Origin of the sequence: Aerophototrophica crusticola, from assembly GCF_012913305.1 — a bacterium.
GTDB lineage: Bacteria > Pseudomonadota > Alphaproteobacteria > Azospirillales > Azospirillaceae > Niveispirillum > Niveispirillum crusticola.
Window position 1 is genome coordinate 2194008 of sequence record NZ_CP051775.1, and the last position, 14946, is coordinate 2208953.

General features: G+C 69.2%; 11 protein-coding genes. 6 read left to right on the forward strand and 5 right to left on the reverse strand.

What is annotated here, in order from left to right:
* Positions 1-351 precede the first annotated feature (351 nt).
* Positions 352-1455 carry an NAD-dependent epimerase/dehydratase family protein gene (locus tag HHL28_RS10715; RefSeq protein ID WP_075768451.1) on the reverse strand — a complete coding sequence of 368 codons (1104 nt, stop codon included), beginning with the start codon at positions 1453-1455 and terminating at the stop codon, positions 352-354.
* Positions 1452-2567, reverse strand: coding sequence for an NAD-dependent epimerase/dehydratase family protein (locus tag HHL28_RS10720; RefSeq protein WP_075768450.1), 1116 nt, complete (start codon positions 2565-2567; stop codon positions 1452-1454). Before HHL28_RS10720 ends, HHL28_RS10715 begins: the two co-directional genes overlap by 4 nt.
* Before the next feature lie 308 nt (positions 2568-2875).
* Between HHL28_RS10720 and HHL28_RS10725 the strand changes: the two genes are divergently transcribed.
* Positions 2876-4024 (forward strand): trans-sulfuration enzyme family protein, encoded by a 1149-nt coding sequence (locus HHL28_RS10725; protein ID WP_075768449.1) that lies wholly within the window; start codon positions 2876-2878, stop codon positions 4022-4024.
* Between the two features lie 6 nt (positions 4025-4030).
* Here HHL28_RS10725 and HHL28_RS10730 read toward each other — a convergent pair whose 3' ends face one another.
* Positions 4031-4498: a hypothetical protein gene (locus tag HHL28_RS10730; protein WP_075768448.1), complete on the reverse strand. Its 468-nt coding sequence runs from the start codon at positions 4496-4498 to the stop codon at positions 4031-4033.
* A gap of 151 nt (positions 4499-4649) precedes the next feature.
* Entirely contained in the window at positions 4650-5210 is a 561-nt protein-coding gene (locus tag HHL28_RS10735) for a hypothetical protein (RefSeq protein WP_075768447.1), read from the reverse strand.
* A 537-nt stretch (positions 5211-5747) separates the two neighbouring features.
* Here HHL28_RS10735 and HHL28_RS10740 point away from each other — a divergent pair.
* The 4 genes from HHL28_RS10740 (at position 5748) to HHL28_RS10750 (ending at position 11247) form a co-directional block, all read left to right on the forward strand.
* Complete coding sequence (locus HHL28_RS10740) at positions 5748-6746, forward strand: hypothetical protein (protein WP_169655112.1); 999 nt, start codon at positions 5748-5750, stop codon at positions 6744-6746.
* A gap of 169 nt (positions 6747-6915) precedes the next feature.
* A complete protein-coding gene (locus tag HHL28_RS18600) occupies positions 6916-7449 on the forward strand; it encodes an alpha-amylase family glycosyl hydrolase (protein ID WP_404325549.1) in 534 nt (177 codons plus the stop codon).
* Between the two features lie 32 nt (positions 7450-7481).
* Positions 7482-10307, forward strand: a complete 2826-nt coding sequence (locus HHL28_RS10745; protein ID WP_404325551.1) for a maltotransferase domain-containing protein — start codon at positions 7482-7484, stop codon at positions 10305-10307.
* 268 nt (positions 10308-10575) lie between these two features.
* Positions 10576-11247 (forward strand): outer membrane protein, encoded by a 672-nt coding sequence (locus HHL28_RS10750; protein ID WP_075772008.1) that lies wholly within the window; start codon positions 10576-10578, stop codon positions 11245-11247.
* A 27-nt stretch (positions 11248-11274) separates the two neighbouring features.
* Here HHL28_RS10750 and HHL28_RS10755 read toward each other — a convergent pair whose 3' ends face one another.
* On the reverse strand, positions 11275-12222 hold the full coding sequence (locus HHL28_RS10755) for a glycosyl transferase (RefSeq protein ID WP_075772007.1): 948 nt from the start codon (positions 12220-12222) through the stop codon (positions 11275-11277).
* Between the two features lie 121 nt (positions 12223-12343).
* Between HHL28_RS10755 and treS the strand changes: the two genes are divergently transcribed.
* Complete coding sequence (gene treS, locus HHL28_RS10760) at positions 12344-14638, forward strand: maltose alpha-D-glucosyltransferase (protein WP_404325553.1); 2295 nt, start codon at positions 12344-12346, stop codon at positions 14636-14638.
* Positions 14639-14946 lie beyond the last annotated feature (308 nt).

Below are 14946 nucleotides of genomic sequence, written 5' to 3' on the forward strand. Positions count from 1 at the left end.
TTGGAGGGCCGAACGGCGTCGTCGCGTCCCCTCTCCCAGGGGGAGAGGGACAGGGAGAGGGGTGGTGCGACCAGGACAGCAGGACCCTGGCCGCAGGTTCCCTGACCGGAGACCATCTAACCCCTCTCCCTGTCCCTCCCCCTCAGGGGGAGGGGACGCGGTGGCGAGGTTCGGCCTCACTGGGACCAAGCACGCCCGGTCAAAGCCTGCTTCCCCTGCGGAAGCAGGGGCCGACAGTTCTTTGACGGGGTGGGCAGCGGAGAGCGGGTCAAGAAAAGTGGACCCCTGCTTTCGCAGGGGAGGCAATTCTCTTTGGGCGGAGGCAATGTAAGGACGGATCATCTGCCCCCCTCACCCCACCGCCGGGATGGACCAGGCCGCCGGCAGGTCCGGGGCGGTGTCGATCCGGTTGGACTTGAGCCACCAGTAGAGCTGCTCGATGCCCTCGGTGGCGGAAATGGCGGGTTCCCAGCCGGTGAGGCCGCGGAACTTGGCGCTGTCGGCCACGTACCAGGGCTGGTCGCCCACCCGCCAGGGGCCGTAGCTGACCTCCACCGGGCGGCTGTCCAGGCGGCCGATGATGTCCAGCACCTGGCGCAGGCTGACGGCATTGTCCGCCCCGCCGCCGATGTTGCAGGCCTGACCGGCCAGCTTGTCCATGTTGGCCATGCCCAGGACGAAGGCATCCACCAGGTCGTTCACGTGCAGGATGTCGCGCACCTGGCGGCCGGTGCCGAACAAGGTGACCGTCTTGCGTTCCAGTGCCGCGAGCAGGAAGTGGGCGACCCAGCCCTGGTCCTCCGTCCCGAATTGGTGCGGCCCGTAGATGCAGCTCATCCGGAAGACGGCGGCCTTCAGCCCGTAGCTGCGGGCATAGTCCACCACATACTGGTCGGCGGCGCCCTTGGAGCAGCCATAGGGGCTGTGGAAGTCCAGGGGCCGCCCCTCCCCCACCCCCACGGCCTGGGCGTGGTCGGTGGGCTGGTACCGCTCCCCCTCCTCCGCCAGGGCCAGGTCGGGCAGGGAGCCGTAGACCTTGTTGGTTGAGCTGAAGATGACCGGCGGCGGCAGGGGCTGCGCCCGCACTGCCTCCAGCAGGTTCAGCGTGCCCAGCGCGTTGACCTCGAAGTCGGTGCGCGGGTCGGTCAGGCTGGTGGTCACCGCCACCTGGGCCGCCAGGTGGAAGACGGCGCCGCTGCGGGCAACCGCGCCGGCCAGGCGGTCGGCATCGCGGATGTCCGCCACCTCGGCGATGATCCTGCTGCCGTGGGTGCGCCGAAGCCAGGCCAGGTTCCGCTCAACCCCGGCGCGGCTGAGGTTGTCATAGATGATGACCGTGCCGCCCTGGCGGACGATGCGGTCGGCCAGGTTGGTGCCGACGAAGCCGGCACCGCCGGTCACCAGCACGGGCTTGCCATCGGCCCAGGCGGGGCCCTGCGAGACGCCCCCGCTCATACCGTCAACCCCCGGCTGGCCAACTCGCGGGAGGCTTCCTCCACCCGGTCCACGGCGATCTGGCCGGACAGCCAGTCGGCCAGTTCCTCCAGCCCCGTCTCCAGGGCAACCTTGGGCTCATAGCCCAACAGGGCGCGGGCCTTGCCGATGTCGGCGAAGCAGTGGCGGATGTCGCCCACCCGGTAGCGGCCGGTCACCTCCGGCGTCAGGTCGGGGCGGCCGACGCTGGCCGCCACCCGGTCGCCCAGGGCCTTGATGGAGATGGCCTTGCCGCTGCCCACATTGATGGCCTCCCCCGCCGCGGCGGGCTTTTCCAGGGCCAGGGTGCAGGCGCGGGTCACGTCCTTCACATGGACGAAGTCGCGCATCTGCTGCCCGTCCTCAAAGACCAAGGGCCGCTTCCCGTTCAGCAGGCGCGACGCAAAGATCGCCAGCACGCCGGTATAGGGGTTCGACAGCGCCTGGCGTGTGCCATAGACGTTGAAGAAGCGCAGGGCCGTGGTGGGGATACCATAGGCCGCGCCGATCAGCAGGCACTGCCGTTCCTGCACGTACTTGCCCAGGGCGTAGATGCTGGCCAGGGCCGGCTGCTTCGATTCCGGCGTGGGCAGGGGGGCCAGGGCCTGGCCCTCCGCCGTGCGCAGCTCCCAATCGCCCTTCTCAAGCTGGGCGCGGCCACGGTCGCCGGCAAGCACCGCCTGCCCGTCGGGGCCGCGATAGAGCCCCTCCCCATAGATGCTCATGCTGCTGGCCACGACCAGGCGCTGGACGGGGCGCTTGATCAGCGCCTCCAGCAGCACGGCGGTGCCAAGGTCATTCACGCCGGTATAGTCGGCCACCTGGTACATGCTCTGGCCGACGCCCACCATGGCGGCGAAATGGTAAACCATGTCCACGCCGCGCAGCGCCTTGGCCACGGCCTCCGCATCGCGCACGTCGCCCTTCTGCAGCTCCACGTCCTTGTGCAGGTAGTCGGGGCGCCGCCCGTCCGGGTGGACCTGGGGCGACAGGCAATCCAGGACACGCACGTGGTGACCTGCCTGCAACAGGTCATCGGCAAGATGCGAGCCGATGAATCCCGCTCCGCCTGTTATGAGGATGGTCTTCGCCATGTATTCCTCGAGTGTCCGTCGCGGCCCGACACACCTTACCCGCACCCACGACGCGGCTCGTCTGGGCAGGGATCAGGTGGCACTGGACGGCGGCTGCTTCTGGTCTGGGAGAGTGACCGGTTCTTTCGATTTCGACGTATGTACCTGGGGTAAACGTCACGACTCCGGGATGGTTCCGACACCAGACGTTCATCAATGATGATGAAGGGCGGGGTGCCTGGGCCGCATGCCCCTCAGCCGCATTTGCCCCTTGCCGGACAAGGGCTTGAGGGTGTCCCCTGCCGGCCCGGTCGTGAGGAGGGTTCCAGATGGCGGAAAATCAGGGCGTGTCGCCGGAGACGTGGCTGGCGCGGGCATTGGGGCGGCATGACGAGGCCACCCACGGGGTGGTGCCCGGCATCCACCCCGCGACCACCTTCCTGCGGGAGGGGGACCTGAGCTATCCGGGCCTGGTCTATGCCCGGCCGGACAACCCCACCTTCACGGCGGCGGAGCAGTTGCTGTCCCAGCTGGAGGGGGCGCAGGAAAGCATCCTGTTCGGGTCCGGCATGGCGGCGGCCACGGCGGTGTTCCAGACCTTGCGCCCCGGCGACCATGTGGTGGGGCCGACCGTGATGTACTGGGCCCTTCGCCGCTGGCTGAAGGGCTATTGCGAGCAGTTCGGCATCGCCCTGACCCTGGTGGACATGGCGGACACCGACGCCATCGCCGCGGCCGTGGTGCCTGGCAAGACCCAGGTGGTCTGGGTGGAGACGCCGGCGAACCCGACCTGGAGCATCACCGACCTGTCCGCCGCGGCGGATATCGCCCACAAGGCCGGGGCCGTCCTGGCGGTGGACAACACGGTGCCGACCCCGCTGCTGACCCGGCCCATCGAGCATGGGGCGGACATCGTCATGCACGCCGCCACCAAGTATCTGAACGGCCACAGCGACGTGGTCATGGGTACCCTGTCCTGTGCCCGCGCCGACCACCCGGCTTGGCAGGCCATGAAGGCGGTGCGGCGGGACATCGGCGGCATCCCGGGCCCGTTCGAGGCCTGGCTGCTGCTGCGCGGCATGCGGACCCTGGCCTTGCGGGTGGAGCGGGCGTGCGGGACGGCCATGAAGGTGGCCAACCACTTCCACGGCCATGCCAGGGTGGCGGAGGTGCTGTACCCGGGCCTGCCGAGCCATCCCGGGCACGCCGTGGCGGCGCGCCAGATGACGGGCGGCTTCGGCGGCATGCTGTCCATCCGGGTGGCGGGCGGCGGCCCGGCCTCGGTGGAGGCGGCGGCGCGGCTGCGGCTGTGGACCCGGGCCACGTCCCTGGGCGGGGTGGAAAGCCTGGTGGAGCACCGGGCGAGCGTGGAGGGGCCGGACAGCCCCTGCCCGCCCGACCTGCTGCGCCTGTCCTGCGGCATCGAATCGGCGGACGACCTGATCGCCGACCTGGAGCAGGCGCTGGCGGGGGTGTAGGTCGGGTCAGCGGCTCATCAGGCCGTGCAGGGTGGGGAGCAGCGGGGCGAGGGCGGCGCGGTCCGCCTCCGTCTCCTCTGCCAGTTGGGCCAGGTCGGCGCGCTGTTCCCGGGCCATGGCCAGCATGGCGGCCCGTTCCCAATGGGTGGGGGTCGGCTGGGCGACGGGTTGCGCCTTGGGCTTGGCCGGAACCGGCTGGTCGACGAATCGCTGGGCCTGGTAAGCCGCCAGCATGCGCTGTCCCACGACGCGCCACCGCTCCGGCGTGAAGCCGTGGCGGGCCAGCAGGTCCGGCGAGGACTCGGCCAGGAAGGCGATGCGCCCCGGCGCGTCGATGGGAAGCGCCCCCGGGGCGCCCGACGCCTCTGACACGGCGGCGACGAAGCGGCCGGCCTCTGCCGGGTCCAGCGGGGCCCGGGCGAGTTCCGGGGCGGAAAGGATCACCATCAACGACAGGAGGATTGCCGCGCGCATGGTCCAAGCCCGTGTGGGGGTGCCCGAAAGGGCCATCCGAATGGGGATGCCCCCTTATACAACGGGATTGGTTTACGGAGTACTTAAAGTGCGTACGTCCTGAAGTGATATGCAGCGTAATTGGAACAATTTCCGCAGCATTTTAAGTATTCTATCCGGACGACCCAAGTCCCCACCGGCGCCAGGGCCTTCTGCGCGGCGAAGGCAGCGGCCAGGTCACGTCCGAGGGGAAGCCGACCGCGTCAAGGGCCGACCGGGCCCGTTCGTCCGGGTCCTGGCCGCCCCGGACCATCCGGTTGAAGTCACCCCGCAAGGCCCGCAGGGCCATCCGCTCGGCCGCGATCTCCTCCGCCGTCCGCACGCCGAGCCGGCGCAGCAGCGCCATGGGCGGGCACCAGCCCTGGAGCGCGTGCTGCAACAGGAAGCCGGCGGCCCCCAGGGACAGGAACCGGAACCGCGGGTCCACGCGGTCGGCCATCAGCAGGCCGCCCAGGATGATCCCGGCGGCGTTGGCTTCCAGCGCCCGTTCCAGGTCCCATTCCCGGTCCAGCTCGGCCAACCGTTCGGAGATGAGGTGGCGGTTGCGGGCATAGTAATGGACGCTGTCCACGATCTGGGCGTGGATGCGGCGGAGCACGGGTTCCGGCGTGTTGGCGGGCACCCGCTCCGCCGTGCGCGGCAGCAGCCGGCCGGGCAATTCCTTGGCGCGCATCCTGGTGGCGTTCCCCCAACCTGTCCGGGTTCCGTGCGCAGGGGCAACGGGGGTTTGGCGTTAACGGTTCCGCGAGGCCTTGGCCCTTGCGTGAAGGGCGTGGCTGGCCTAGGGTCCGCGCGCGCCGTCTTTAGCAAGGATCAGCTGTCCCGTGGTTTCCCGTCCCGTGTCGCGTACGATCGCCTGCCTGCTGCTCGCCAGTGCCGCGATCCCCCTGGCCGGCGCCGCCGTGGCGCAGTCCGGCCCCGCCGCCGGTACCCTTCCGACCCAGCAGCAACCGCCCGCGGCCGGGGGCCTCGTCCTGCCCGGACAGGTGCAGACCAGCCCCGGCGGCTCCACCGCCGCGGGCACCATCAACCCACAGCAGCGCCCGCAGGCGGCCCCGCCGGCCGCCGGCCCGGCCCCGCAGCAGGCGGCGCCCCAGCAGCAGGCCGCCCCCGCCCCGCCCCCGCCCAGGGCGGCGGGCAACCGGCCACCCCGGCCGCGGCCAGCCGCGCGCCCGGCAAGCCGGCCGCGCCGAAGGGCGCCTGGGAGATCGTGCCGCAGGTGTTCAGCGACGGCAGCTTCAAGCTGTGCGCCGCCGCGGCGCAGTTCGACAACAACCTGCACCTGCTGTTCCTGCAGAACCCCGAGAAGAAGACCAACCTGATCCTGGGCGTGCCCGGCGCACAGATGCCGGCCGGCCAGCAGGTGATGGTCAAGGTTTCCGTGGACGGGAAGGTCACCAAGGAGAAGGGCGCCGTCATCAGCCAGCCGGAGGCCATCGCCATCCCCCTGGCGGACGACCCGGACCTGGTGCGGGCCATCACGGCCGGCAACGTGCTGAGCATCGAGGTGCCCGGCGACACCGCCACCTTCCAGATGAAGGGCGCCACCAAGGCCCTGAAGGACCTGGGCGCCTGCATCGACCAGGCCAAGGCCGGCACCCTGAAGCTGCCCGCCCCGGCCCAGCCGCCCATCCCGCCGGCCCTGGCGAAGATGCTGGTGGAGGCGGGCCTGAAGGATGCCCGCGCCATCCCCATCGACAAGATCCCGCCGCAGCAGCGGCCCGGCGACTTCGCCTGGCAGTTGGGTGAGCGGGTGCTGGGCTCCGTCCGCAGCTTCCCCCTGTCGGAAGAGGCCGGCGACTTCGGCGCCATCAGCCAGAAGTACCTGGACCAGTTGAAGCAGAGCTGCGAGGGCAACTTCACGCCCAACTTCGGCAATGTGGAGAACCTGACCGCCTATGGCCTGCGCACCGGCACCGCCGGATGCGACAGCAAGGAGGGCAAGATCCACGTGGCCATGACCATGCAGCTCATCCCCGTGCCGAAGCAGCAGGGGCAGGAGAAGCAGGTCCGCGTGCTGAACGTCTATACCCACGAGACCGTGGAGGCGGAGAAGGCCAGGGCCGACAGCGCCAACCAGGGCATCTACAAGGTGCTGCAGGAGCGGGGCAAGCAGCCCCTGCCGACGGCCCAGGCCCCGCAGGGTCAGGCCCCGCAGCAGGGCCAAGCCAAGCCGGCGGCCGCCGCGCCGAAGCCGGCCGGTCAGTAAGGGAGCACCCGGCACGGGTGGCGCGAGGGGGAGGCCGGGCAACCGGCCTCCCCTTTCCGTTTTCGGGGCGTGTGCGGGTGGGACGGCTCGCGCGGCGGGGGAACCGGGGAAGCCGATATGGGGTTCTAGGGACATTCGCCCCGCCCTTCCCGACAGACATGGCCGTCCCATGCCCGAGAGCGCCCTCGCCCGCCCCCTCCCGGCCGACGCGGCCCCCCGCAGCGACGCCCGCCCGGCCAGCCGCAGGCCGGGCCCCCGCATCTACAACCTGTTCCCCCTGCTGGCCGGGCCGATCAAGGGCTGGGACCGGCTGCTGCCGCACATTGCCGGCATGGGGTTCGACTGGCTGTATGTGAACCCGGTGCAGTATCCGGGTTTCAGCGGCAGCCTGTATGCCATCAAGGATTACTGGCGGCTGCACGACCTGGTCCGCGGCGACGCGGGCGAGGATGACGACACCCTGCTGCGCGGCTTCTTCCAGGGGGCAGGGGCGCAGGGGCTGAAGGTGATGCTGGACCTGGTGGTGAACCACACCTCCAAGGACGCCATCCTGGCCCAGGAGCATCCCGACTGGTACAAGCGCGAGTATGACGGGACCCTGCGCAGCCCCCGCGCGGTGGACCCCACCAACCCCACCAACGTGACGGTCTGGGGCGACTTGGCCGAGCTGGACTATGAGCGGCCCGAGGCCGCGAGGGGCTGATCCGCTACTTCGCCGACTGGGTGCGACACCAGGTGGGCCTGGGCGCCAAGGGCTTCCGCTGCGACGCGGCCTACCAGGTGCCGGCGGGGGTCTGGCGGACGCTGATCGAGGCGGCCCGCAGCGTGGACCCGGAGGTGCAGTTCTTCGCCGAGACGCTGGGCTGCACCCCGCGGCAGGTGGAGGCGCTGGGCGACGCGGGCTTCGACTATCTGTTCAACTCCGCCAAATGGTGGGACCTGCAGGAGCCCTGGTTCCTGGAGCAGTATGAGCTGTACCGCTCCATCGCGCCCACCATCGCCTTCCCGGAAAGCCACGACACCGACCGGCTGGCGGCGGAGGTGGGCACCGACGACCCGCAACGGCTGGCCGCCGTCACACGGCAGCGCTACCTGCTGGCGGCCAGCATCAGCACCGGCGTGATGGCGCCCGCGGGCTTTGAGTACGCCTTCACCGGCAAGCTGGACGTGGTGAAGACCCGGCCCGAGGACTGGCAGCGGGAAGCGGCGCAACCCAGGCTGGACCTGTCCCGCTTCATCGCCGAGGCCAACGCCATGAAGGCGGCCCTGCCGGCCCTGAACGTGGAGGGGCCGTTGGCGCGGCTGACCACCAGCGACCCGGCCGTGACCGCCCTGCTGCGCCGCGACCCGGGGTCGGGGGAGGCGGCGCTGTTGCTGGCCAACACGTCCACCCATGAGGCCCGGTCGGTGGAAGCGGGGCCGCTGCTGCTATCCGCGGGCGGCCTTGCCTTCGACGACGTGACGCCGGGGACGGCGCCCCTGTCCCTGGCGCCGGGGGCGCGGCTGCACCTGGAGCCGCTGGCCCTGCGGGTGTTCCGCGGCCGGGCCCAGGTGGCCCGCGCCGAGCCCACCCATGAGCAGTCGCTGGAGCGGTTGCAGGCCCTGGCCCAGGACCGGGTGGCCGTGGAGGATGTCTATCCCGCCGTGGACGATGGCCGGTTCCCCGCCAAGCGGGTGGTGGGCGACCTGCTGGAGGTCTGGGCCGACGTCTTCGCCGACGGGCACGACAAGATCGCCGCCTGCGTGCAGATCCGGGCCCTGGGCGAGGAGCAATGGGCCGAGGCGCCCATGACCTTCCTGGAGAATGACCGCTGGCGGGCGTCCGTGCCCCTGTCCCGCAACGCCCGCCTGGAATACCGGGTGCAGGCCTGGCGCGACCTGTGGGCCACGTGGCGGGCTGAGGTGGTGAAGAAGAAGGAGGCCGGCCGCGACATCGCGCTGGAAATCGAGGAGGGCCGGCGGCTGCTGGACAACGCGGTGGAATGCGCCGAGGAGGGCCGCCCCCGCCAGACCCTGGTCGCCCACCGGGACCATGTGAAGGGCATCCCCGATTGGGACAAGGACCGGGCCTATTCGGTCATGATCGGGGAGACGCTGGCCGCCGACATGGCCCGCTATGGCGTCCGCACCAACAAGAGCCACGGCAAGACCTATGAGCTGATCGTGGACCGCACGGCCGCGCGGTTCAGTTCCTGGTACGAGCTGTTCCCGCGGTCCATGAGCGACGACCCGAACCGGCATGGCACCTTCGACGACGTGATCCGGAAGCTGCCCTATGTGCGGGACATGGGCTTCGACGTGCTGTACTTCCCGCCCATCCACCCCATCGGGAAGAGCCACCGCAAGGGCCGTAACAACAGCCTGACGCCCGGCCCCAACGACCCCGGCAGCCCCTATGCCATCGGGTCGGAGGACGGCGGCCACGACGCCATCCATCCGCAGTTGGGCACACTGGAGGATTTCCGCCGGCTGGTGGCCGCGGCGGCAGAGCACGGGCTTGAGATCGCCCTGGACTTCGCCATCCAGTGCAGCCCCGACCACCCCTGGATCAAGCAGCACCCGGACTGGTTCGACTGGCGGCCCGACGGCACCATCAAGTACGCAGAGAACCCGCCCAAGAAATATGAGGACATCGTCAACGTCCATTTCTACCGCAAGGCCATCCCGGACCTTTGGTTCACGCTGCGGGACGTGGTGCTGTTCTGGGCGCGGGAGGGGGTGAAGATCTTCCGGGTGGACAACCCGCACACCAAGCCCCTGCCCTTCTGGGAATGGATGATCCGCGAGGTGCAGGACCGGCACCCCGATACGATCTTCCTGGCGGAGGCCTTCACCCGGCCGAAGATGATGAAGCGGCTGGCCAAGCTGGGCTTCACCCAGAGCTATACCTACTTCACCTGGCGCCAGCACAAGGGGGAGTTCACCGAGTACCTGACGGAGCTGACGCAAGGGCCGGCCAAGGAGTACTACCGGCCGAACTTCTTCGTGAACACGCCGGACATCAACCCGCCCTACCTGCATTCCGAGAACCCGGCCATGTTCAAGGCCCGGGCGGTGCTGGCCACCACCCTGTCCAGCGTGTGGGGCCTGTACAGCGGGTTCGAGCTGTGCGAGGGCACGCCCGTGCCCGGCAAGGAAGAATACCTGGACAGCGAGAAGTACGAGATCCGCGCCTGGAACTGGGACGACCCGAGGAACATCCGCGACTATATCCGCACCCTGAACAAGGTGCGGCACCGGTTCCCGGCGTTGCAGCAACTGACCAACCTTCGCTTCTACAACGCTTACAACGACAAGGTCCTGTACTACGGCAAGCTGGACCAGAACCGGCGGGAGATGGTGCTGGCCGCCGTGAACCTGGACGGGGACCAGGGCGCCTACCAGGTGGCCATCGAGGTGCCTTTGTGGGAGTTCGGCCTACCCGATGACGGCGTGGTGGAGGTGGAGGACCTGTTCACCGGCGGCCGCTGGTTCTGGTATGGCAAGTGGCAGCACATCACGCTGGAGCCTTGGGTGAACCCAGCGGGTCTCTGGCGAATCAGCGCCCCGCGCGGGGCCTGAGGGGACGGGCTGCGATGCTTAATGACTCCTTTCCCGCATGGCAGCCCTGTTCCACAAATCAGTGGGGCACCACCAGTGCTAGGGTCAAGTAACCGTGTATCTAGTGGGAGGTAACGCGGTCCCGCTGCCAAGCTGAGATGACGGGCTCGAATCCGTGTCCTTTGCGACACACCCCGCCGTGACACGACGGGCGAGGCCTTAATCCTCAATCGTGGTCGCATGACTCTGCGTTGCTGCTCATATAGAGTGGGGCCGTGGAGAAGGCCAGATGAACGCGTTCACGACAACCGCCCTTGCCCTTGCAGCACTGATCAGCGTCCCCGCCGTCGCCCTGGCCCAGGGCATCCCGGCGGACGGGACGGCGGGCGGGCTGTATGTGCAGGGATTGGGCGGGCGCGTGGCCCCGGATGCGTTGGGCACGCCGGCGGGTTCCCTGGGCGTCAACCTTCCCCCCGTGGCCGGCAGCACGGCGCTGAGCAGCGGTGGCGCCTCCAGCACCTCGCTGGGCTGGCAGCCCCTGGAAAGCCTGCGGCTGGAACTGGAATACGCTTACCGGGCCAATGACGCGGGCGCCGTGGTCACCGGCCCGGCGGATGGGACCGTCGGGTCCCACAGTGTCATGGCCAACGCCCTGGTGGACCTGAAGGTCACGGATTGGTTGACGCCTTATGTCGGCCTGGGCGTGGGCTGGACCCGGGTGGACGCCGACCGGATGATCGCCGCCGGCCTGACCCCGGTGGACGGCAAGGGCGACGCCATCTCCCTGCAAGGCATCGTCGGCCTGTCGGTGCCGTTCAGCGACCAGCTCTCCTTCTTCGCCGACACGCGCTACATGCGCACGGGTGACTTCGCCCTCACCCCCAGCACCGACAACTCCGCCCACGGGGTACAGAGCTGGTCCGCCCTGGCCGGCCTGCGGTTCCGGTTCGGGGGGAAGTGACCTGACCGGCCCCCCCGGCCACCGCCATCACACCATTTCCAGTTCTTCCACCTTGCGTACCACTGCCGCCCGCCGCTCCCAATGCGGGTAGCGCAGGGACAGGTCGTGGGGGCGGTCGTCCAGGTCCAGGATGGGGGTGGTGACTGTGGGGTCGCGGCGCATGGCATCGGCGCCGGCCATGTGGACCACGCCCACGGGGCGGTTGGGCAGGTAGTATTCCACCAGGCAGTCCCGCTGGGCGTCGTAGCGCCAAGGGCCGAGGTAGTTGCACCATTCGGGCAGCAGCTCCACCGGCATCTCATCGACAAAGATGCCCAATGCCATGGCGAGCTGGACGGAGCTGAACAGGCGGCAATGCCTGACCACCTGGGCATGCCAGCGGCGGAAGGCATCCCAGTGGGGCGCGTCCGTCCGCAGGGCGAAGGCGCCGCCATTGAGGGTCGGCCGCAGGGCCAGGGACTGGCGGATCGCCTGGGGCAGCCGGGCCTTCGCGGCGGCCTTGTACAGGATGGAGCGCACCCGGACCACGTCCCGGAACAGCCACTTGACCGTCACCTCCGTCGGGCGGAAGCGGCCGGTCTGGGCGACGCTGGCGAATTTGCCCTTCTCCGCCGCCCGCAGGAACAGGTCGATGGCGGCCCAGTCCTGGATCCAGGCGTCGGCGTCTATCCAGACGATGCTGCCATAGCCGGGGAAATGCCGGTCGAGGAACAGCTTCGCGATCTCTGCCCGCACATGGTCCTGGCCCATGGTGCGCAAGGGCGACAGGTCGTATTCCCAACCGGGGGTGACGAGCCGGCAACCCGCGGCTTCCAGCTCCGCCCGCTGTTCCGGCTTCAGGCCCACGTCCAGGATGCCCACGGGGCATTCGTCCACCGTCTTGAAGCGGCGGATGGATGCCAGCAGTTCCCGCATCAGCGGGAAGTAGTTCGCGTCGCCGCCGCTGACCAGGATGAAGCGTCGGGAGGCGGTCATGCTGCACCTTGGCTGGATCGGGCTAAGCCGAACGGTATAGGCGACCACCAGCGACCATTCAAGCCGCGCTCGGCAGCAATCCGCGCATATCCCAGAAACCTAATGCCGCCTGGACCTGTTCATGGGGGTGACCCGCCCGCAAGCCACGGCCCCCAGCATGATCGACCGCAGCGACCGCACCTGGTACAAGGACGCGGTTATCTACCAGACCCACGTCAAGGCCTTCTTCGACGGCAACAATGACGGCATCGGCGACTTCGCCGGGCTGGCCAGCAAGCTGGACTATATCCAGGAGCTGGGGGTCAACACGCTGTGGCTTCTGCCCTTCTACCCGAGCCCGCTGCGGGACGACGGCTATGACATCGCCGATTATCGCGACGTCAACGGCCGGTACGGCAACCTGAAGGACTTTCGCACCTTCGTGCGGGAGTGCCACAACCGCGGCATCCGCGTGATCACCGAGCTGGTGGTGAACCACACCAGCGACCAGCACCCCTGGTTCCAGCGGGCGCGCAAGGCCCCGCCGGGCCACCCGCACCGGAATTATTATGTCTGGTCCGACAGCGACCAGAAATACCAGGGCACCCGGATCATCTTCCTGGACACGGAGAAGTCCAACTGGACCTGGGACGCGGAGGCCGGGGCCTATTTCTGGCACCGGTTCTACAGCCACCAGCCGGACCTGAACTTCGACAACCCGAAGGTCCTGCGGGAAGTGCTGAACGTCATGCGCTACTGGCTGGACATGGGGGTGGACGGGCTTCGCCTGGACGCCGTGCCCTACCTGATCGAGCGGGAAGGCACCAACTGCGAGAACCTGCCGGAGACGCACGACATCCTGCGCAAGATCCGGGCGGAGCTGGACAAGGGCTACAGCGACCGCATGCTGCTGGCGGAGGCCAACCAGTGGCCGGAGGACGTGCTGCCCTATTTCGGAAACCCCGAGGTGGGCGGCGACGAATGCCACATGGCCTTCCACTTCCCCCTGATGCCGCGCATGTACATGGCGCTGGCCATGGAGGACCGGCACCCCGTCACCGACATCATGCGCCAGACGCCGGAGATCCCCAGCACCTCGCAATGGGCGATCTTCCTGCGCAACCATGATGAGCTGACGCTCGAGATGGTGACCGACAAGGAGCGGGACTATCTCTGGAATTTCTATGCCGGCGACCGGCGGGCGCGGATCAATCTTGGCATCCGCCGGCGGCTGGCCCCACTGATGGACAATGACCGGCGCAAGATCGAGCTGCTGAACAGCCTGCTCTTCTCCATGCCCGGCACGCCGGTGATCTATTACGGCGACGAGATCGGCATGGGCGACAACGTCTATCTGGGCGACCGGGACGGCGTGCGCACGCCCATGCAGTGGAGCCCGGACCGCAATGGCGGCTTCAGCCGTGCCGATCCGGCGGGCCTGTACCTGCCGGCCATCCAGGACCCGGTCTATGGCTTCCAGGCGGTGAACGTGGAGGCGCAGGCGCGCTCCCCCTCCTCCCTGCTGAACTGGATGCGGCGGCTGGTGGCCGTGCGGCAGCAGACCAAGGCCTTCGGTCGCGGCACGCTGAAGTTCCTCTACCCCGGCAACCGCAAGGTCCTGGCGTACCTGCGGGAGCATGAGGGCGACACGGTGCTGTGCGTCGCCAACCTGTCGCGGGCCCCCCAGGCCGTGGAGCTGGACCTGAGGACCTTGCGCGGCTGCGTGCCCATGGAGATGATCGGGCGCAGCGTCTTCCCGCCCATCGGCGACCTGCCTTATCTGCTGACGCTGCCGGCCTATGGCTTCTACTGGTTCCTGCTGACCACCCAGTCGGTCCAGCCGAGCTGGCACGAGCCCATCCCCGAGCCCCTGCCCGACCTGATCACCCTGGTGCTGAAGTCCGGCTGGCAGGATGTGTCCCAGGGCCGCGGCGCCCGCGACCTGGAAGAGGCGGCCCTGCCGGCCTTCGTCGCCAAGCAACGCTGGTTCGCCGCCAAGGACGCGCAGGTGACGGGGGTGAAGATCGTCGGCAGCACCGTGCTGCCCGGGCCGGGCGAGGGATACCTGCTGGCCCGAATCGACGTGAGCCATACGGGCGCGCCGGAGCCGGTGCCCTATTTCCTGCCGCTGGCGCTGGATTGGGGGGAGAATGCGGGCGGCACGGGCTGGCCGTTGCTGCCCTACACCCTGGCCAAGGCACGCCGGGGACCCAAGGTGGGCGCGGCGTTCGACGCCATGCAGGCCCCGGCCTTCGCCCGCGTCCTGGTGGATGCCATCCGGCGGGGAACCGAGATGCCCGCCGGCCGCGGCACCCTGCGGTTCCGCCCCACCGAGCGGCTGGCGGACGTGCAATTGCCAGAGGGGGAGATGGAGACACGCACCCTGGGGTGGAGCAGTCGAACACCAGCGTGCTGCTGGCCGACGCCATGGTGCTGAAGATCTACCGGCGGCTGGAACCGGGCACCCACCCGGAGCTGGAGATCGCCCGCTTCCTGACGGAGAAGGTACCCTTCGCGAACACCCCGCCCTTGCTGGGCAGCGTGGAATACCACGCTGACGACGGCTGCACCGCCCTGGCCGTGCTGCAGGGCTTTGTCCGCAACCAGGGCGACGGCTGGCGCTTCACCCTGGATTACCTGACCCGTGAGCTGGAGGACCGCCGGCTGCGCCTGTCCGCGGCGGCGGCCACCCCGGACAGCCCGGTGCTGGCCGACATGGCCGCAGCCGGGGCGGACGATTGGGGC